18 protein-coding genes and 1 pseudogene are annotated in these 18565 nt (G+C 38.0%); 4 read left to right on the top strand and 15 right to left on the bottom strand.

The genetic code is table 11. The features are described from left to right. Positions 1-56: 56 nt before the first annotated feature. Complete coding sequence (rplK, locus tag STRINF_RS09025) at positions 57-482, bottom strand: 50S ribosomal protein L11 (protein WP_003065913.1); 426 nt, start codon at positions 480-482, stop codon at positions 57-59. Between the two features lie 301 nt (positions 483-783). Here rplK and STRINF_RS09030 point away from each other — a divergent pair, with 301 nt between their 5' ends. Beyond that, positions 784-1137, top strand: coding sequence for a DUF3397 domain-containing protein (locus STRINF_RS09030; RefSeq protein WP_043878449.1), 354 nt, complete (start codon positions 784-786; stop codon positions 1135-1137). A 32-nt stretch (positions 1138-1169) separates the two neighbouring features. Here the strand turns inward: STRINF_RS09030 and STRINF_RS09035 are convergent, their stop codons facing one another. After that, positions 1170-3575 carry a DNA translocase FtsK gene (locus STRINF_RS09035; protein WP_006532820.1) on the bottom strand — a complete coding sequence of 802 codons (2406 nt, stop codon included), beginning with the start codon at positions 3573-3575 and terminating at the stop codon, positions 1170-1172. 149 nt (positions 3576-3724) lie between these two features. On the opposite strand from STRINF_RS09035, the gene STRINF_RS09040 reads away from it, so the two are divergent. Together STRINF_RS09040 and STRINF_RS09045 are read left to right on the top strand one after the other, a co-directional pair. Then, on the top strand, positions 3725-4549 hold the full coding sequence (locus tag STRINF_RS09040) for a peptidylprolyl isomerase (protein ID WP_043878450.1): 825 nt from the start codon (positions 3725-3727) through the stop codon (positions 4547-4549). A 134-nt stretch (positions 4550-4683) separates the two neighbouring features. Beyond that, positions 4684-5334 carry a metal-dependent transcriptional regulator gene (locus STRINF_RS09045; RefSeq protein ID WP_006532822.1) on the top strand — a complete coding sequence of 217 codons (651 nt, stop codon included), beginning with the start codon at positions 4684-4686 and terminating at the stop codon, positions 5332-5334. Positions 5335-5381: 47 nt separating this feature from the next. Here the strand turns inward: STRINF_RS09045 and STRINF_RS09050 are convergent, their stop codons facing one another. From STRINF_RS09050 to STRINF_RS09110, 13 genes are all read right to left on the bottom strand, one after another. Continuing rightward, entirely contained in the window at positions 5382-6074 is a 693-nt protein-coding gene (locus tag STRINF_RS09050; RefSeq protein WP_006532823.1) for a 5'-methylthioadenosine/adenosylhomocysteine nucleosidase, read from the bottom strand. A gap of 68 nt (positions 6075-6142) precedes the next feature. Continuing rightward, positions 6143-6478 (bottom strand): cell wall synthase accessory phosphoprotein MacP, encoded by a 336-nt coding sequence (gene macP, locus STRINF_RS09055; RefSeq protein ID WP_006532824.1) that lies wholly within the window; start codon positions 6476-6478, stop codon positions 6143-6145. Between the two features lie 3 nt (positions 6479-6481). Then, positions 6482-7030: an NUDIX hydrolase gene (locus STRINF_RS09060; RefSeq protein WP_006532825.1), complete on the bottom strand. Its 549-nt coding sequence runs from the start codon at positions 7028-7030 to the stop codon at positions 6482-6484. 183 nt (positions 7031-7213) lie between these two features. After that, positions 7214-8596 (bottom strand): bifunctional UDP-N-acetylglucosamine diphosphorylase/glucosamine-1-phosphate N-acetyltransferase GlmU, encoded by a 1383-nt coding sequence (gene glmU, locus STRINF_RS09065; RefSeq protein ID WP_006532826.1) that lies wholly within the window; start codon positions 8594-8596, stop codon positions 7214-7216. Between the two features lie 123 nt (positions 8597-8719). Beyond that, complete coding sequence (locus STRINF_RS09070) at positions 8720-9682, bottom strand: Gfo/Idh/MocA family protein (protein WP_006532827.1); 963 nt, start codon at positions 9680-9682, stop codon at positions 8720-8722. An 82-nt stretch (positions 9683-9764) separates the two neighbouring features. Continuing rightward, the gene (locus STRINF_RS09075; protein ID WP_006532828.1) at positions 9765-10208 is read right to left on the bottom strand and encodes an ASCH domain-containing protein; all 444 of its coding nucleotides are present in this window, start codon (positions 10206-10208) and stop codon (positions 9765-9767) included. Positions 10209-10313: 105 nt separating this feature from the next. After that, entirely contained in the window at positions 10314-11012 is a 699-nt protein-coding gene (locus STRINF_RS09080; RefSeq protein ID WP_006532829.1) for a 3-oxoacyl-ACP reductase, read from the bottom strand. After that, positions 11005-11241, bottom strand: a complete 237-nt coding sequence (locus STRINF_RS09085) for a DUF2829 domain-containing protein (protein WP_014335150.1) — start codon at positions 11239-11241, stop codon at positions 11005-11007. Before STRINF_RS09085 ends, STRINF_RS09080 begins: the two co-directional genes overlap by 8 nt. A gap of 64 nt (positions 11242-11305) precedes the next feature. Continuing rightward, positions 11306-12538, bottom strand: coding sequence for an aminoacyltransferase (locus STRINF_RS09090; protein WP_006532831.1), 1233 nt, complete (start codon positions 12536-12538; stop codon positions 11306-11308). A gap of 196 nt (positions 12539-12734) precedes the next feature. Next, the gene (gene metG / locus STRINF_RS09095; RefSeq protein ID WP_006532832.1) at positions 12735-14738 is read right to left on the bottom strand and encodes a methionine--tRNA ligase; all 2004 of its coding nucleotides are present in this window, start codon (positions 14736-14738) and stop codon (positions 12735-12737) included. A 161-nt stretch (positions 14739-14899) separates the two neighbouring features. After that, positions 14900-16552 (bottom strand): hypothetical protein, encoded by a 1653-nt coding sequence (locus STRINF_RS09100; protein ID WP_006532833.1) that lies wholly within the window; start codon positions 16550-16552, stop codon positions 14900-14902. A gap of 81 nt (positions 16553-16633) precedes the next feature. Beyond that, positions 16634-17260: an SdpI family protein gene (locus STRINF_RS09105; RefSeq protein WP_014335154.1), complete on the bottom strand. Its 627-nt coding sequence runs from the start codon at positions 17258-17260 to the stop codon at positions 16634-16636. Continuing rightward, positions 17253-17534, bottom strand: coding sequence for an autorepressor SdpR family transcription factor (locus STRINF_RS09110; RefSeq protein WP_006532835.1), 282 nt, complete (start codon positions 17532-17534; stop codon positions 17253-17255). The genes STRINF_RS09105 and STRINF_RS09110 overlap by 8 nt, the downstream gene beginning before the upstream one ends. Positions 17535-17725: 191 nt before the next feature. Between STRINF_RS09110 and STRINF_RS09115 the strand changes: the two are divergent. Continuing rightward, positions 17726-18554, top strand: a pseudogene (locus STRINF_RS09115) (exodeoxyribonuclease III). Positions 18555-18565: the final 11 nt, after the last annotated feature.

Below are 18565 nucleotides of genomic sequence, written 5' to 3' on the forward strand. Positions count from 1 at the left end.
AATCTCAACGGTACAGTGTGGTTACCTCAATTAATCACAGATTGGGTTGCTATTGATTAATCAACAACAGTGAATCCCATAGAACGAGCAGTACCTTCAATCATACGCATTGCAGATTCAATATTTGCAGCGTTTAAGTCTGGCATTTTAGTTTCAGCAATTTCTTGTACTTGTGCACGAGTAACTGTTGCAACTTTAGTTGTGTTAGGTGTTCCTGAACCTTTTTCAACACCTGCAGCTTTTTTCAAAAGAACAGCTGCTGGTGGAGTTTTAGTTACGAAATCAAATGATTTATCTTCGTATACTGAGATAACAACTGGGATAATCATGCCAGCTTGATCAGCTGTACGGGCATTAAATTCTTTAGTGAATCCCATAATGTTAATACCTGCTTGACCAAGAGCTGGACCAACTGGCGGAGCTGGTGTAGCTTTACCAGCAGGAATTTGAAGTTTAACAACTTTTTCGACTTTTTTAGCCATTTATAAAATCCTCCTGTTGTGGTTTTGGCGGTAATTAAGATTTTTACCTCCCACAGATATGCTCAATAGCATACCCTAATATTATACATTAATTCCAGGAAAAAGCAAGGAATTTGCATCAAATATTTCCTAAAAAATGCTTGATGTGACAAGTTTTAGCTTAGTTTTTAAAAGCAAGCAATTTCAACTTTTTGATTCAGCTAAATTTCCTTTACTAGCTTGATCAAAAATTTAAAAGTATTTTTCAAGAAAAATCTTCTAATCATTTACTTCTTCAAACTTTCAGTATAAAATATAAGACATGATGATGTACAAATTATTTTCCTTTTCTTTTATCTTTTTAACACCTATTTTTGCTTATATTCTTGTTAAATTTTTCAATTTAAAACGTTTTGGAATTCTCTTTACTGACCTTGCTTTTCCACTTTTTGCGTTTGAGATTGCTTTGGTCGTTAATAAATTTTTAGATAGCAGTGTTTTCTTTTACTATTTAATCTGTTTATCCTTACTGGCGCTTGGCTTAACCGCATTTTTCTTAAAGAGAAATCACTCATTTTCTTACCGTTGTTTTGGTAAATTTTTCTGGCGTTCAGGTTTTATCGTCACATTTATTTTTTACATTATTGTTTTAATTTTAGTTTTTACACTTGCATAATAAAAACGTTAACCTTCTGGCTAACGTTTTTATTATGCTTCTGGAGTTGGCTTTGTCATTAAGACTTTGCGAGGTTTTGTTCCTTCTGCTGGTCCGATGACTCCTGCTGCTTCTAGTTCATCCATCAAGCGGGTTGCGCGATTAAAGCCGACTGACAAACGACGTTGGAGCATTGAGGCGCTTGCCTTTTGAGTTTCAAGAACCAAAGCTTTAGCATCTTCAAAGAGCGGGTCACCTTCTTGCGAAGCACCGCCTCCACCTGATTTCAAATCAGATTCAGACACTTCACCTGGATCAAAACTATCATCGTAATCTGCGTCAGCTTGATTTTTGATAAAGCCAACAATACGTTCAACATCATCATCTGATATAAATGAACCTTGCAAACGAACAGGGTGATTTTCATCAATTGGTTTAAAGAGCATATCACCACGTCCAAGAAGTTTTTCAGCACCATTTTCATCTAAAATCGTACGACTATCAGTTCCTGACGATACGGCAAAGGCTACACGTGATGGCACGTTTGCCTTAATCAAACCGCTGATGACATCTACAGATGGACGTTGTGTCGCAAGAATCATGTGAATACCTGCTGCACGCGCCTTTTGTCCCAAACGAATAATCGCATCTTCCACTTCTTTGCTGGCAACCATCATCAAGTCAGCAAGTTCATCGACGATAACCACGATAAGTGGCAATGGAATTTGTTTTTGCTCTGACTGTGCATTAAATTCTTCAACCTTGGCATTGTATCCTGCGATATTTCGCACACCAAAATGACTGAAGAGTTCGTAACGATTTTCCATTTCATCAACCACTTTTTGAAGCGCACGCGCTGCTTTTCGTGGATTAGTTACCACAGGAATTAGCAAGTGTGGAATGTCATTATAAACAGACAACTCAACCATTTTAGGGTCAATCATCATAAACTTGACTTGGTCTGGGCGTGCTTTCATCAAAATACTTGCAATGATACCGTTGACCGCAACAGATTTACCTGAACCTGTAGAACCTGCCACAAGTAAGTGAGGCATACGAGCGAGGTCAAAGGTACGAGCAGTTCCATTAACAGCCTTACCAAGTGGGACTTCAAGAAGTTTATTTGGATCTGTGTCTGCTTGTTCCCAAAGCTCACGGAAAGTAACTGTGGCAATCTCTGAGTTTGGTACCTCAATACCGACTAAAGATTTACCTGGAATCGGTGCTTCAATACGAACGTCTTTTGCCGCAAGGGCCAGCGCTAAATCATCAGCCAAGTTTGAAATACGGTTAACACGCACACCAACGGCTGGCTTGACTTCGTATTTTGTAACTGACGGACCGATTTCAGCTCGTTCAACCTTGACATCAATCCCAAAACTATTAAAGGTATCTTCCAAGACTTTGATATTTCTACGGACAATGTTTTTTTCTTTTGACTGATTCTTCGGCTTATCAGGTGCAAATAAATCAATGGTAGGAAGCTTATAAAGAAGATTTGCCTTAGATGTGAAATCAACTTCCAATGGTTCCCCATCATCTTCTTGATCAATCATTTCTTGCTCAGCTGGTGTCACTTCTGGTTTAAGATTTTCTTCAGAAGCTGTTTCTTCCAAACCTTCTGGTACATGCTCATAAGCCAAAATTTCAGGTTCAACTGCAGCATTTTCGACTGGAATATTGTCAAATAATGATGCTTCATTGTCCTCTGGACCATCTAAAATCTCACCAGTCTCTTGATCAACCGTCAACTGAGCCAAACGTTCTTCTTCGGCTTTTTGAGCTTTTTCTTGACGTTTTTGCTCGGCAAGTGCACGTTTTTCCTCACGTTTGACAAAGCGTTTTTGCTTTCTGATTTCATGTTTGGCAGCCCACTCTTGTGATTTTTCTTTGAAGAAATCAATAAGGTCATAAACTTCCCAAGGACTCATCAAAAAGAGTCCAAGAATGATAAAAAGTCCCCCAATCAAAAATGTGCCAACATTTGAAAAAAGAAAAGCAACTGGTTTGTATAAAACAGCACCAAGCATACCGCCACCAACAAATTTAGTGACTTTGAACTTGACCAGATCGCTAAAAATCAAACTAGCTGTTGTGGAGAAGATTTCCTTGCCACGAAAGGCTGATAGTGAAAAAAGGTAAGCATGCCATTCTAATAAGAGACCAATCATGGTCACCACAAAACCTCCAATAAGTCCAGCCTGCTTGTGAAACCACTTAAATCCAAGAAAATAGAGTAGGACTGCAACCATCAAAACGTAAGCCAAGCTTCCTACTGCTAGTCTCACAAGATTGTAAACCGTTATCCCAAAGATTCCCAAGCGAGCCATCGCAAAGAAAAAAATAATCGTTGTCACAATTGCTAAAATAAAGCGTTCCAGTGCCTTTTGTCTTTTTATTTCTGCTTTTGTCGGTCGCCGTGTTTTACGACCTTTTCTTCTACTTTTTGATTTTGCCATATCCTTATTATAGCATTTTTTAAGCTTTTAGGTTATTAGCGTAGATTTATGATAAAATGAAATAGCTAAATAACTTCAATAATTTTATTGACACTTTGTCACCATAAGGATTTACTGATATGACAACTATTTGTCAATAAGGAGGTATCATGAAAAAACTATTGTCACTTGGTTTAACCGTCGTCTGCTTGGCTACTTTATCTAGTTGTAAAAACATGACCCGAGCCATTCGTGGAAATGATTATGTCGATGCTAAAACAGCAGCAAATTCTTCTGCCGCGCAAGCCAGTGCCAGCGCATCATCATCAAAAGCATACCAAAAAGAGATTAAAAAAGCTCTTCAGGCAGATGTATCTGCTTTTCCTCAATTATCAACAGAGGTTGCTCAAAATGAAGCTGAAGTCATCATGCATACCTCTAAAGGTGACATTACCATTAAACTCTTTCCAAAACATGCACCACTTGCTGTGGAAAATTTCCTAACTCATGCTAAGAAAGGCTACTACGATGGGCTCTTATTTCACCGCGTGATTTCTGATTTTATGATTCAGTCTGGTGATCCTAAAGGAAATGGCACAGGGGGAGAGTCTATCTGGAAAGGTAAAGACAAGAAAATCGATTCTGGCAATGGTTTTGCTAATGAAATCTCACCTTACCTCTATAACATCCGCGGTGCACTAGCCATGGCAAATGCTGGCGCTGATACCAATGGTAGTCAATTTTTCATCAACCAAAATCCAGCTGACCAATCTAGTCAGCTCTCAAGCGACAGCTATCCAAAAGCAATCATTGACGCTTATACCAAAGGTGGTAACCCAAGCTTAGATAAAAACTATACTGTATTTGGACAAGTTATCGATGGTATGGATGTTGTTGATGCTATCTCTAAAGTAGATACTAATAGCAACGACAAACCAACTAGCGATATTACCATTACTAAGATTGACATTGTCAAAGATTACAACTTTAAATAATCCCTAAAAAATCAAGCTAGGACTTCCTGCCTTGATTTTTTGCTTGTTTTCCTAAAATAATCCTATAATAACAAGCTTTCCACCTCACGGTTAAAAGATTTTTGCTATAATAGAAGAACAGAAAGCGAGATAAGATGACACCAAATAAAGAAGATTATCTAAAATGTATCCATGAACTAGGAGAAACTAAAACTAAGATAACCAATAAACGAATTGCTGCCTTAATGCAAGTTTCAGCACCAGCTGTAACTGAAATGGTCAAAAAAATGATTGCTGAAGGGCTCATCGTTAAGGATAAAGAGGTTGGCTACTACCTGACTAGAAAAGGCTTATTATTAGTCTCACAACTCTATCGTAAGCACCGCCTCATCGAAGTCTTTTTGGCTAACCACCTTCATTACAATGCCGATGAAATCCACCAAGAAGCTGAAGTCCTTGAACACACGGTCTCAACAATCTTCATCGATCGCCTAGAAGAAAAACTTAATTATCCTGAATTTTGTCCTCACGGTGGGATAATTCCTAAAAAAGGCGAACTATTGATTGAAGTTCACAACCAAACACTCAGCCAGATTGAAGAACTTGGCACTTATCAAATCAGCCGTACTCACGACGAAGCTCATTTGTTAAACTACCTTGAAGAACACGGCTTAGCAATTAACGATACTGTTGAATTGGTTAAAGTTGATGACTATGCTAAGACACATACTCTTGCCTATCAATCACGACAACTCGTGATTCCTGAACGAATCGCTGAACAAATTTATATTCAAAAAGTTGACTAAAATTCCATATTAAAAGCCTGAGGTACTTGCCTCAGGCTTTTTCTGACTTAAGCTAATTTTTCAAGAAATGTCATCAAGATTTTTGCTGATTGTTTACCAGCTTCCAAGATGAATTCATCAAATGTAATATTGGCATCATGCGCAGCCGTATCTGACATAGCACGAACAACGATGAATGGTTTGTGCAAATTGTGAGCAGCTTGCGCAATCGCAGCTCCTTCCATTTCAACAGCTTGAACTTCTGGGAAGCGTGCTTTAATCGCATCGATTTTATCTTGCCCAGCAATAAATGAATCACCTGTCGCAATCAAACCAATTTTGCTATCAATGTTAGCTTCCGTTAACACTTGTTCAAATGTTTTAACAAAATTTTGGTCTGATTCAAAATAAAGTGGTTGCGCAGCCATTTGACCGTAATCATAACCAAAAGCTGTCACATCAACGTCGTGGTAGACTAATTTGTCAGCAACAACAACGTCACCAATCTTCAAGCCAGGAGCTACTGCACCTGCTGACCCTGTATTAATCACAGCATCAACACCAAAATGGTCAGAAAGAATAGCAACAGAGATAGCTGACATGACTTTACCAATTCCTGATTGAACAAGGAAAACTTGATGGTTGCCTAGCTTACCTTCATAGTAAGTGTTTCCCAAAACATCGTGTTCTGTTTTGTCACTAAGATTTTCAACAAGAAGTTTTAGTTCTTCTTCCATTGCGGCAATAATTCCAATTTTCATCTCAAAAATACAAGAGCAATACCAACTGTTATTTCCAAAGTTATTACTCCTGCTTCTCCTTCTAATTTTTATAGATTAAATACTGCGAAAAAGAGTGCAATCAATAAAACAACAACTACAAACATAATCATGTTAAGTTTTCGTTGAAATTTACTGCGTTTCGCATTTTCGATTCGACGACTTTTGTAAACATGCTGATCGTCTTTTTTTCGGTCTTTCCATTTGTCCAAAACACCACGAGAGTCTTCATAATCCTCATAAGGATCATAGCTAGTCAAGGTGTCATACTGGTCTGTTCGGATGACCTTCGTTTCTTTATCATCTTCTAAGTAATTATCATCATAAAAGATTTCACCACGGTTAGCACGTTCGATTATCTCGTCTGTTAAAAGTGGTCTACCCATTTTTTATCCTCCAAAATGCAGAGCATAATATTGAAGGGCTATGATTGTTTTAGCATCTTCGATTGCTCCAGATTTGACCAAATCCATGCATTCTTGATAGCTTAATTCAAGAATTTCTAAAACTTCATCATCATCTTGTGGTCGTGGATTTGGCACTTTTTGCAAATGAGTTGCTTGATAAAGCTTAATTTTTTCATTGCAAAAACCAATGGCAGTGTAAAACTCATGAATTTGTTTTAAATCGCCAGAGTATCCTGTTTCCTCTTCTAATTCACGCGCAGCGGCATCTTTCTCAGAGCCGTTTTCACCAATTTCGAGCTTACCAGCAGGGATTTCATAAGAAACTTTTTCAATAGCCTTACGATATTGTTTAACCAAAATAATTTTATCCTCATCAGTTACAGCTAAAACAGCAACTGCTCCGCGGTGAAAAATCAATTCACGTTTAGCTTGTCCTAGATTATTTGGTAACTCAACATCATCGACAACAACTTTAATCACATGCCCATCAAAAATCTCTGTTCGCTTGAGCGTTTTTTCTTCAAAATCCATACTAAGCAATCTCCCTTAAAATATTTCCACATTAAATTTTACTACAAAGTCCCAAGAATTGCTATTCCAATACGCTTAAACTGCTGAAATATCCGTGAAATCTACTTAATTTTTCTAAAAAATAGAAAAAGAGGGTGAGCTTGTCATCCTCTTTTCAAATGCCAAAAAGTTTAGCAAAAATGATTATTTTTTGTTATTTGGGTGGTGTGGTTTGTTAAGAGCATAACCTGCTTTATTAACTTGACGAGCACGTCCAATAGCAAGAGCATCTTTTTCAACATCTTGGTAAATTGTTGAACCAGCTGCTGTAAGAGCATTGTCACCCAAAGTTACTGGAGAAATGATTGTTGAGTTACTTCCAACAAAGACATTATTTCCAATAGTTGTGTTGAATTTGTGTTGTCCGTCGTAGTTAGCAATAATAGTACCAGCTCCGAAGTTAACATCGTGTCCAATTGTTGTATTTCCAATGTAAGTCAAGTGACCTGCTTTTGTTCCTTTACCAACAGTTGATGATTTCACTTCAACGAAGTTACCAACGTGAACTTTTTCTTCAAGTGTTGAATCAGGACGCACGTGAGCAAATGGACCAATGGTAACACCATCTTTAACCACTGATTTTTCAATCATAGAGTTTGTAATAACCACATTTTCACCGATTGTTGAATCAACAAGGTATGTTCCATTTGTCAAAACAGAACCTGCACCAATTTTTGTATTTCCTTTAAGGGTAACGTTGGCTTCAATCATCACATCTGGAGCAATTTCAACGTCAACATCGATGTAAGTTGCTGCTGGATTTTGGAAAGTAACACCGTTAACCATGTGTTTTTTATTGATTCGACGACGCATGATGTCTTCTGCAGTAGAAAGTGCCACGCGGTCATTAACCCCAAGACTTTCATCGAAATCATGAAGAACATAAGCACCAACTTTTTCACCAGCGTTACGGAAAATTGAGATAACATCTGTCAAGTAGTACTCACCTTGAGCGTTGTTTGTGTTGATGTTTTTAAGAGCTTCAAATAAACGTTTGTTATCAAAAACGTAAGTTCCTGTATTGATTTCTTTAACTTGGCGTTCAAATTCAGAAGCATCTTTTTGTTCAACGATTTTAAGCACTTCACCATTTTCGTTGCGGATGATACGTCCGTAACCAAATGGATTTTCAGCTGTTGCTGTTAAAATAGTCGCAACATTTTTGTGGCTAACGTGGAACTCAATCAATTCTTTCAAGCTTTCACCAGTGATAAGTGGTGTGTCACCTGCAATAACAAGTGTTTGCCCTTCAAGACCAGCCAACTCAACTTCTGCCATCATGACAGCATGACCAGTTCCAAGTTGTTCAGTTTGCATGACAAATTCTGATTTGCCAGCTAAAACTTCACGAACCATTTCGGCTTTATGACCAATAACAGTCACATTTTTTTCTGGATTCAAAGCTGATACCGCACGGAAAACGTGTTCTAACATGGTAATGCCAGAAACTTTATGAAGGACCTTAGGAAGGTCTGACTTCATACGTGTTCCTTTACCAGCTGCTAAAATAATTGCATAATTTGACATGACTATAATTCCTTAAAAAAATAGAGTAGATTTGCAAGTTAATCAAAGATAGACTCTTTTCATCAACTTACACAAGCTACTCCATTATATCACAATTATAAGTAATAGGCTTATTTTTATAGATTACAAGCTATTGACAGCTTGGTCCAAAACTTCCATCACCAAATGGCTATGATCAAGTGCTAGTTTAGTCGCAGTCATATCTTCATGTTCGATGATTGCTTGGAAAGCTACAAATTCGTCATGCATGCGGTGATTAAGTGAATTTTCATTAATCATTGTCATGCTTTGACCGTTAAGGCTTAGCGATAACTCGGGCATACTGTTGGTTGGACCAAGAACGGCAATCGACCCTTTATTTCCTTGAATAGTTGATTTAATATCCGCAGAGCAATCCTTGGCACCAATACAAGCCGCCTTGAAATTGCCATAATCCATAATCAAGATTCCTGAAGTGTCAACACCTCGTTCCATATTGGCTAAATATTGCACTCGTTCAGGCTTACCAAACAAACCAACAACCAAATGAATATTGTAAATATTTAAGTCACGAAGAGCTCCGCCACCTTTTGCTGGGTCAAAAGCTGGTGCAATTTCACCACGTTTAAAGGCATCGTAGCGTGAAGAATATTGAGAATAGTTACACTCAACAATTTTAATATCCCCTAGTTTTGCAAGATTCGCCTTAATCGAAGCAAAATTTCCTAGATATTGGTTGGTGATTGCTTCTAGCAAAATGCGATTTTTTTGCTCTGCAATTTTTGCCAAGTCTTCAAATTCCGCTAATGTTAACGTAAATGGCTTTTCACAAATGACGTGTTTGCCAGCTAGCAAAGCTTTTTTAGCGTAGTCATAATGCAAGTGATTTGGAAGGGCAACATAAACCGTATCCACATCTGGATTTGCCAAAATGCTATCGTAGTCGCTGCTAGCTTGACTAATCGCATAAAGCTCAGCTAGCTTTTCAGCCTTTTCAATGCTGCGCGGTGTTGATAAAATCGCTGATAATTCGATTCCATTAATTTCTTTTAAAACTGGTAAAACCTCTTCAACGATTTTTCCTGTTCCCAAAATAGCTAATTTCATAGATTTCCTCCTAATTAATGTCTAAGCACAGTTTAGCACATGTTCGTTTTTCAAACTGATACTATAACAAGTAATTGTCATACTAAAGTGTGGGATAGACCACTTCAAATTCTTCAAGAACAATTTGACTATCACCGTTAAATGTCAGACCGTATTCATTGTAATAAGGTTTGAAAAAGTCTTCATGAACTTGCCTCCAGTAGGCAAGAGTTTTATCTCCCTCACCTTCTTTAAAAGCATGTTCCTCAGAAACTTCTTCAAAAGCTACCACAGAAACTTTTTTAATCTGAATAATGCAAACTGCTTGGTCTTTACTGTCTAATACTACATCGTAGGAACCAACTTCAGGTAGCGGATCATTATCAACTGCATATAAGTCATAGGCTGAGGCAGTAGCTGTTTTTGTCCCATCTAAAACCAATTTCGCTAATAAATCTGGCTGTGCTCCAAACTGCCAAGCATCAATGTCATCACCAATTGAGGGATTGATTTGCTTGTATTCATTCCATAGTTCTTGTGCGTTCATGTTTATCTCCTATTTTTTTCTGTCTTACTTCTTCTTACAATCCGTTTGACAGAAATGTCCACTATGGTTTTCTCCTCTTCATTTTGAAGCCTCCTTTTTATGCCTCTACTTCAAACTCCAGCCGCCGTCTATTTTGACAATTTCCCCTTGCATAGATGTGGCTTTTCCTGATGCTAAAAATCCAGTCAGCTCAGCGATTTCCTCAGGACTACTCCAACGTCCGATTGGTGTTTCTTGGGCGACCCAGTTAGCCAAGCCTCCTGGTTCAAAATCGCTAGCTGTCATGGCTGTCTTAACTGCACCTGGTGCGATACCAAACACTTGAAGCTTGTCTTTAGCATAGTCAAGTGCAAGCTGGCGCGTGAAACCTGCAAGTGCATGCTTACTAGCTGTGTAAGCTGCTCCGCCCCCACCTGCAATAAATGAAGCAATCGAGCACATGTTAATGATAATACCTGATTGTCTTTCAACCATTTTAGCTAAATAATAACGAGTGATTTTAACCGTCGCAAAAAAATTTGTCTGAAACACACGCTCGAGTTCATCATCTGACACTTCAAGCAAAGGCTTGTAAGCGTCGAGAATTCCAGCGGTGTTACACAAGATATCTACGTCAGATACAAAATCGTAGAGCGCAGCTAAATCCGTCGTCAAATCTAACTGTAGGAAATGAAAGTTTTCATTTTGAATCTCAGGCGCTTGCGACTTATCAACGCCGTATACCGCGCAGCCATTTTCCAAAAAAAGTAGCGCTTGAGCAAGCCCAATTCCTGAGCTGACACCTGTGATAAGTATCTTAGTCATTTACTTCGACCCAATCAGTAGCTAGAACATCGCAAGGTGTTGGTGACCACATTGAAAAGCCTTCGCCCTCACCTGATACATTGATGAGGAAGTATGGTGTCACTGGAAGTGCCTCACCATTTTGCTCGATGCTGTCAAAAAGTTGAACATAATTTTCTGCTCCGCCCCAGCCAGTACGCACATATTTTTTCTTAGCCTTCAAACCAGGCAAAATTTCTTCAAAAGTCATTTCTCTCTCCTTGATAATTAATACCACTAGTATACCAAAAAACGAGCCCTAAGGCTCGTTTTGGTTACCGTCTTAAGATTTTCTTGATTAAAGCTACAACTTTATGAAGTAGTGGGCGTGGGTAATAACGGAAAGTTCCCATTTTGCGGACAATGTAACCATTAAAATTTTGTTTGAAACGAAGTACACCATCGCTACCATCAAAAATTCCCTGAATACCAAGGAAATTATAGAAATTAATGCCACGTTTCAGTGCTTCTGTCATCACGTGTTCTTGCAGAGCAACTGGGGCATAGAATTTGTTAAATTCAGTATATGAACCACTAAAAAGATAAACAGCTTCTTGCGGTGTGTAGACAAAGAGGCTACCTGCTAACACGACATCTTCTGAACCATATTTTTGAATCAATTCTTTAGCTTCTTTAAGGCGAACATCAAAAGTTGCAATTTGCTTATCCAATTGTGCCTTTTGTTTGTGGACTTTGGCTGAGTTGACGCCGTCAGCGATTTTTTGATTTAAAACAGCTAATTCAGCAGCAATCTTATCATAGCTGTCCTGAAGATTTTTAAGATAATCTTGGAAATTAAGTGTTGCAATCATGAATTCACAATTCTCACCAAAACTATCGTAAAAAGCTTCATAATAATCTAAAGGTTTGTCCATGTATTCTCGTCTAGCAGATGTTGACGCGGTAATGGCTTTAAAAATATGAAGCTCATCACGTTTCAAACGTCGTACTTTAATACCAAATGAATTGGTTTTATTGACTAGCGGACGACCTTTTTTACTAAAGGATTTTTTCAAAGTCTCTGGTACTAGTCCTGTCAAATCCTTCACATAATGCCAATCAGGCTCACCACCAGGATAACCTGTTTGAAGCCCATCAAAATGATAACCAAGCTCAGTCAAACAAGTAATTAATCCTGGTCTTTCATCATCATTTGGCTTTCCGTGACTATCAAAACTTTGATAAGTATCATAAGGTTTAACGATAAGTTCAAAAGCACCATTTGCCTTGGCATAAGCCTTTAATTCTCTATAAAACTCTGAAAGATAAGCGGTGTCTGTTGAAGCTGGTCCAGAATTAATTTCCATATGAAGCCCACCAGTCATTGGCATGCTGTACAAAACACCCACCACTTGGATAGCTCCATCTGCTTCCAAACCTAGAAAAGTAATGTCAAACCCACGTTTTTCAAGCAAATCCGCCATTTCAACAGATTGCATAAACGAACGTTCTTTAAATGTAGCACTCACTTGTTCATAATCTTCTCGTGATAAGATTTTTAAAGTCATGTTTGTTTTTCTCGATTCTAATTCACCATAATAAAATTCGCCATTAAAAATTATCAAAGGAAACTTAAATGAAAATTAATTGTCATTTTTGAAATTTATTTTCATTTTTTGCGAATTTCTTTTCATAAAAAGACAAGTTAAATACCCAGTTACCATTATAGGTACTGAGTATTTTCATTATCTTTTGTGACAACTATTAACCAATTTGGCTACCGTTTGGTACACTTGGGTCAACTGTAAGAACAGTCAAGTTTCCGTCATGTTCAGCTGATAAAATCATACCTTGGCTAAGAAGTCCCATCATTTTACGTGGTTTCAAGTTAGCTACGATTTGTAATTTTTTACCAACAAGTTCTTGTTCGTTTGGATAGAATTTTGCAATTCCTGAAAGGATTTGACGGTCTTCACCATCACCAGCATCAAGACGGAATTTAAGAAGTTTTTCTGAACCTTCAACTTTAGAAACTTCTTTAACTTCAGCGACACGGATTTCTACTTTGTCAAAGTCGTCAAATTTAATAGCTTTCTTTTCGTTTTTAAGTTCAACTTCTGCTGGATCCCATTCTTTTTCTTCAGCAATTACTGCACCTGCACCCATGTTCGCTTTGATGTAGTCAATTTCAGCTTCCATATCAAGACGTGGGAAGATTGGTGTTCCTTTGGCAACAACTTTAACACCTTCTGGGAAGCCTGCAAGGGTAAGATTTTCAAGGTCAAAATCACTTCCTAGACCAAGTTGTTCCATAATAGTGTTTGATGTTGTCATCATAAATGGTTGAATAAGGTGAGCCACCACACGAAGGCTAGCTGCCAAGTGAGCCATTACTGCTGCCAATTCATCACGTTTAGCGTCATCTTTAGCAAGAACCCAAGGAGCTGTTTCATCAATGTATTTGTTTGTACGTGAGATGATGCTCCATACGGCATCAAGTGCGCGTGGGTAGTCAACAGCATTCATTTGTTTATGGTATTCAGCGAGTTTTTCTTCGACAACATCTGCCAAGTCAGCATCAAATGCTGTGACATTTTTAACGTAAGCTGGAACATCGCCACCGAAATATTTATTAATCATGGCAACTGTGCGGTTAAGAAGGTTTCCAAGGTCATTTGCCAACTCATAATTGATACGTCCAACGTAATCTTCTGGCGTAAATGTTCCGTCTGAACCTACTGGAAGTGAGCGCATGAGATAATAACGAAGTGGGTCAAGTCCATAGCGTTCGACAAGCATTTCTGGGTAAACCACATTACCTTTAGATTTAGACATTTTACCGTCTTTCATAACAAACCAACCGTGGGCAATCAAGCGGTCAGGCAATTTCATGTCCAACATCATGAGCATAATTGGCCAGTAAATGGAGTGGAAACGTAGGATATCTTTACCAACCATATGGAAAACTGTTCCCTCGTTCCAGAAATTATCAAAGTTTGCGTGTTCTTCTTGACCATAACCAAGTGCCGTAGCGTAGTTAAGAAGCGCATCAATCCACACGTAAACAACGTGTTTTGGATTTGAAGGCACTTTAACGCCCCATGTAAATGATGTACGGCTGACAGCCAAATCTTCAAGACCTGGTTCAATGAAGTTCTTGATGATTTCGTTCATACGACCATCAGGTTGGATGAAATCAGGGTGTGCATGGAAAAATTCTACCAAGCGGTCAGCATATTTTCCAAGACGTAAGAAATATGATTCTTCTGAAACCCATTCTACTTCGTGTCCAGAAGGGGCAATCCCGCCGATGACTTTTCCATTTTCATCACGGAAAACTTCTTCCAATTGGCTTTCTGTAAAGAATTCTTCATCTGAAACTGAGTACCAACCAGAATACTCACCTAAATAAATATCATCTTGTGCCAACAATTTTTCAAAAACTTCGGCAACAACTTTTTCGTGGTAATCATCAGTTGTACGGATGAATTTATCATATGAGATATCAAGCATTTTCCAAAGTTTTTTAACATCAGCAGCCATACCATCAACGTAAGCTTGTGGTGTGATACCTGCTTCTTCAGCTTTTTGTTGGATTTTTTGACCGTGTTCGTCAAGCCCTGTCAAATAAAAGACATCATAGTTCATCATACGTTTGTAACGTGCTAAAACGTCACAAGCGATTGTTGTATAAGCTGAACCAATATGAAGCTTACCAGATGGGTAGTAAATCGGTGTTGTAATATAAAATGGTTGTTTACTAGTCATTTTCTTTCCTTTCAAATAGGAGCTAATGAAACTCCCTTATTGATAACATCTAATTATAACATAAATTTATAACTGATTATAGGTTAAATGGTCAGGCAATACGAAAAAATCGTATTCAAAAGAGCTTGGAATTTTTATTCCAAACTCTTCACTGTTTATTTTTAATTAGTTACTTCAAACTTAGTCAAGTAATTATCATCTTGAAGTTCACCTTTAAATTCATCCCCAACAGCAAGGAAAGGAAGTTTGTCTGTTGTATCAGTCGTTGCTTTAACTTTGTAAATCTCTCCTGATGACGAGATGTAGTAAACTGTTGAACCTGAAATCATTTGGCTGGCTAATTTATCCACCACTCCAGTAATCACTTTGACTTTTTTGGATTCGCCAGAATTGTCAGCGACACCTGACAAAGCTGAAGTATCTGAATCCGTGAACTTAGCAATCAAAGTCTCGATGTCATTATCAACGGTCACTTGTTGGTAATCTTCTGCATCAACGATAGCGTAAGATTTGACCAAACCAGCAGCATCTTTAAGAGAAACAAGATAGTAAGCTTTGCCGTCTAATTTTACAAGTGTCGGAGCTGTTGCTTCATAATGTTTTTCTTGAACTTCGCCTTCTGCTGATTCTTGCGCAGCAGTTTCAGTCGCTGATGCCAATTTATAATTTGTCACTTCACGAGTACGCATATTAACCAAAATAAAGCCAAGGTTTGAAGAATCAGCAGTAGCCGATGTGATACCTGTGTAGAGGTAAATATCTGAACCAATTGAGATATAGTTGTAACTATCCGTTGTTTTTTTCACACCTGTTTGGCTAAAGACTGTATTCCAGAAACCTTTTTGATAAGTGTAGTAATCATCGACACGACTAATCACATTATCAGCAGAAAAGACACGGTCAACCCAGTCAGGAATGTCTTTAAGATCATAACGTTTGGTTTCACCAGTTACCGCATTAAGTAAAATAGCACCTGTTGGGTCATTTGAGCTCAACATAAACTTAGGTTTATATGTTGTTGCAACATAATAAGGATTTCCTTTGTCATCCACTTCAAAAGATGGATCTCCAAAAATCACCGTTGGGTATTTCAAACGCAAATAGCGAAGGGTATCGCTAAAGAAATATTCAGAATCAGAATATTTCATGCCTTTATCAAGCTTGATTAATTCTGCTTTTCCTGTTGTCTGATTAACCTTGACGTAATAGCCGATTCCTTCTTTATGGTTGGTAAACCATTTCCAGAATGATTTGTATTCTAGAGGTGAGACGCGGTAAGGTTGCTCACCAATTGTAACCTGACGATAATCATCTGAAATACCAAATTGTGAGACTTTATCAATGGTTCCAAGATAAGTATCACCAATTTTCTTAGCTGATGAACGATCCAATAAAACCAAATGAGAAATATTAGTTTCAGGGAAATCAGAAGTAAAATCAGCCTCTTTTACTTTAATCACATTGGCATAACTTTTGGCTCTAAACAAACGAGAGTTAAGGAAAGTTGACGCGCCAAGAATAAGTAAAATCACTGCAATAGCAAAGCTGATAGCAGACAAAGCTTTTCCAAAAGCTGGTTTCGGTGCTGAAACTACTTTTCGAGCACGACTACCTGGCACTTGGAATGTTATTTGTTGGACTTTGCCACCAAGAGACAACAAAGCAATGACTCCAAAGGCTAAACACAAGCCCTCTAAAACAAAAAGCCAAAAAGCTACGCTAAAAATATTAATGGGCGGTAAAAAAATCCAATAGCTGATTAGCATTACTAAAAACCATAAAGCAATTAACCAATAAGATACCGTCTTTTTCATCACAATATCTCCTTTAATTTTGTTCTATCATTATAACACAATTAAACAATTTTACAGCTAAAAAACTAGGCAAGTCAGTTTTTAGGCTTTTCGACTAAGAAGAAAAGAGTAAATCATCGGCGCAATAATCATAATAGCAATGACTACTCCCATCACATAAGGCATAGCCACCTGAACAAAACTCTCAAGCAAGATAAGCAAACCACCAAGCACCCAAAGTTTACCTGCCATGCGGTGTGTCTTATGCCAATTTTTGTCATCAGACAAAGTCCAAGGAATGCGAATACCGATGGTATGATTGCGATGTGTTTTTGGCAAATAATTTCCGAGGATTATAAAAATAATCCCCAAAAAAGCTGTCACAAGAGTCGGACTGCTCTTCACCCAGCCAAGAGCATTCGCATAAATTGACCCTTGAACAATGAAACTTAAAGCTGGAACAATCCAAGCATAGAGCTTTCTCATTTTAGCTGGAACCGTTACTTTCACAGACTCCCTTTCAAGTGAGGCTAAAGCAATGATTTGAAAAAGTACAAATAAAATCGGGAAAGCAACAAGGGTGAAAACTTTACTACTGTAGCCATCAGCTTGCCCATCAATTCCAAAATGAGTTGGTATTTGCTCTGGCAAAGCTTTCCAGAAAAATGCTCCAATCAAAGCTGGCAAAACAATCACAAAACTTGTTAATATAAGTTGTTTTTTATTCATTTTCATCTCCTGATCTCTCCTTTAAAGCCGCAAGCCAAGTCATAATATCTTCTAAAACAGAAGTACACAGCTCATAGTAAATAAAATTTTTCTCACGCCTTTCAACCACTAAACCTGCTTTTTTCAAAATCCTCAGATGATGCGAAATAGTTGCCCCAGCAAGATCGAAATGACTAGCATTTTCACCAGCTGTCAAAGATTTTTCCTTTAATAAGGTCAAAATCTCTCGGCGAATAGGATGAGAAAGTACCTTGAATGTCTCTGCAAATACCATAACAATCCTCTACTTATCTAAAAAACTATTTAGATTTTTTTCTAAATAGATTATATTCCTTTAAAAAAACAATCACAAAAAAAAGCATTAAAATCGCATGCCAGTTCATTTTTTGCTAAAATAGAAACTAACGATTAAACTTTAGAAAGAAGAAAAAAAGCTTTGTTCACCCAAGGCTTTGGGATAAGAATATGAAACTCATTTCATGGAATATTGACTCAATCAATGCTGCTTTAACTAGTGATTCAGCCAGAGCTGTTCTTTCACGCGCCGTCATTAATACTTTGGTAGCTGAAGACGCTGACATTATCGCTATCCAAGAAACAAAACTCTCAGCAAATGGGCCTACCAAAAAGCACCTTCAAATTTTGAATGACTACTTCCCAGATTATGACATTTCTTGGCGTTCTTCCGTTGAACCAGCTAGAAAAGGCTACGCTGGGACAATGTTCCTTTATAAAAAAGGGTTAACACCAGAAATCTCTTTTCCAGAAATCGGTCGCCCCCGATACTATGGATAGTGAAGGTCGCATTATCACGCTTGAATTCGATAACTTTTACGTCACTCAAGTTTACACACCAAATGCTGGCGACGGGCTTAAACGCTTAGCTGAACGTCAACTTTGGGATGAAAAATACGCCCAATACCTAGCTGAACTTGACCAAAAGAAACCTGTTCTAGCTACTGGTGACTACAACGTTGCCCACCAAGAAATCGACCTTGCCAATCCAAATTCAAACCGCCGTTCTGCTGGTTTTACCGATGAAGAACGTGCTGGCTTTACTAACTTGCTGGCTAAAGGGTTCACAGATACTTTCCGTCACCTTCATGGTAACATTCCAAACGTATACAGCTGGTGGGCACAACGTAGTAAGACAAGTAAGATTAATAACACTGGTTGGCGCATTGACTACTGGCTCACTTCAAACCGCATTGCAGATAAAGTAACAAAATCAGAAATGATTGACTCAGGTGCACGCCAAGACCACACACCAATTCTTTTAGAAATTGATTTATAAACACATAAAGC

This window comes from Streptococcus infantarius subsp. infantarius ATCC BAA-102, from assembly GCF_000154985.1.
In the GTDB taxonomy this organism is placed as follows: domain Bacteria; phylum Bacillota; class Bacilli; order Lactobacillales; family Streptococcaceae; genus Streptococcus; species Streptococcus infantarius.

What these genes read in the sequence shown, in the direction of transcription:
- rplK (WP_003065913.1), bottom strand. Translation starts at nt 482, where the DNA reads ATGGCTAAAAAAGTCGAAAAAGTTGTTAAACTTCAAATTCCTGCTGGT.
- STRINF_RS09030 (WP_043878449.1), top strand. Translation starts at nt 784, where the DNA reads ATGATGATGTACAAATTATTTTCCTTTTCTTTTATCTTTTTAACACCT.
- STRINF_RS09035 (WP_006532820.1), bottom strand. Translation starts at nt 3,575, where the DNA reads ATGGCAAAATCAAAAAGTAGAAGAAAAGGTCGTAAAACACGGCGACCG.
- STRINF_RS09040 (WP_043878450.1), top strand. Translation starts at nt 3,725, where the DNA reads ATGAAAAAACTATTGTCACTTGGTTTAACCGTCGTCTGCTTGGCTACT.
- STRINF_RS09045 (WP_006532822.1), top strand. Translation starts at nt 4,684, where the DNA reads ATGACACCAAATAAAGAAGATTATCTAAAATGTATCCATGAACTAGGA.
- STRINF_RS09050 (WP_006532823.1), bottom strand. Translation starts at nt 6,074, where the DNA reads ATGAAAATTGGAATTATTGCCGCAATGGAAGAAGAACTAAAACTTCTT.
- macP (WP_006532824.1), bottom strand. Translation starts at nt 6,478, where the DNA reads ATGGGTAGACCACTTTTAACAGACGAGATAATCGAACGTGCTAACCGT.
- STRINF_RS09060 (WP_006532825.1), bottom strand. Translation starts at nt 7,030, where the DNA reads ATGGATTTTGAAGAAAAAACGCTCAAGCGAACAGAGATTTTTGATGGG.
- glmU (WP_006532826.1), bottom strand. Translation starts at nt 8,596, where the DNA reads ATGTCAAATTATGCAATTATTTTAGCAGCTGGTAAAGGAACACGTATG.
- STRINF_RS09070 (WP_006532827.1), bottom strand. Translation starts at nt 9,682, where the DNA reads ATGAAATTAGCTATTTTGGGAACAGGAAAAATCGTTGAAGAGGTTTTA.
- STRINF_RS09075 (WP_006532828.1), bottom strand. Translation starts at nt 10,208, where the DNA reads ATGAACGCACAAGAACTATGGAATGAATACAAGCAAATCAATCCCTCA.
- STRINF_RS09080 (WP_006532829.1), bottom strand. Translation starts at nt 11,012, where the DNA reads ATGACTAAGATACTTATCACAGGTGTCAGCTCAGGAATTGGGCTTGCT.
- STRINF_RS09085 (WP_014335150.1), bottom strand. Translation starts at nt 11,241, where the DNA reads ATGACTTTTGAAGAAATTTTGCCTGGTTTGAAGGCTAAGAAAAAATAT.
- STRINF_RS09090 (WP_006532831.1), bottom strand. Translation starts at nt 12,538, where the DNA reads ATGACTTTAAAAATCTTATCACGAGAAGATTATGAACAAGTGAGTGCT.
- metG (WP_006532832.1), bottom strand. Translation starts at nt 14,738, where the DNA reads ATGACTAGTAAACAACCATTTTATATTACAACACCGATTTACTACCCA.
- STRINF_RS09100 (WP_006532833.1), bottom strand. Translation starts at nt 16,552, where the DNA reads ATGAAAAAGACGGTATCTTATTGGTTAATTGCTTTATGGTTTTTAGTA.
- STRINF_RS09105 (WP_014335154.1), bottom strand. Translation starts at nt 17,260, where the DNA reads ATGAATAAAAAACAACTTATATTAACAAGTTTTGTGATTGTTTTGCCA.
- STRINF_RS09110 (WP_006532835.1), bottom strand. Translation starts at nt 17,534, where the DNA reads ATGGTATTTGCAGAGACATTCAAGGTACTTTCTCATCCTATTCGCCGA.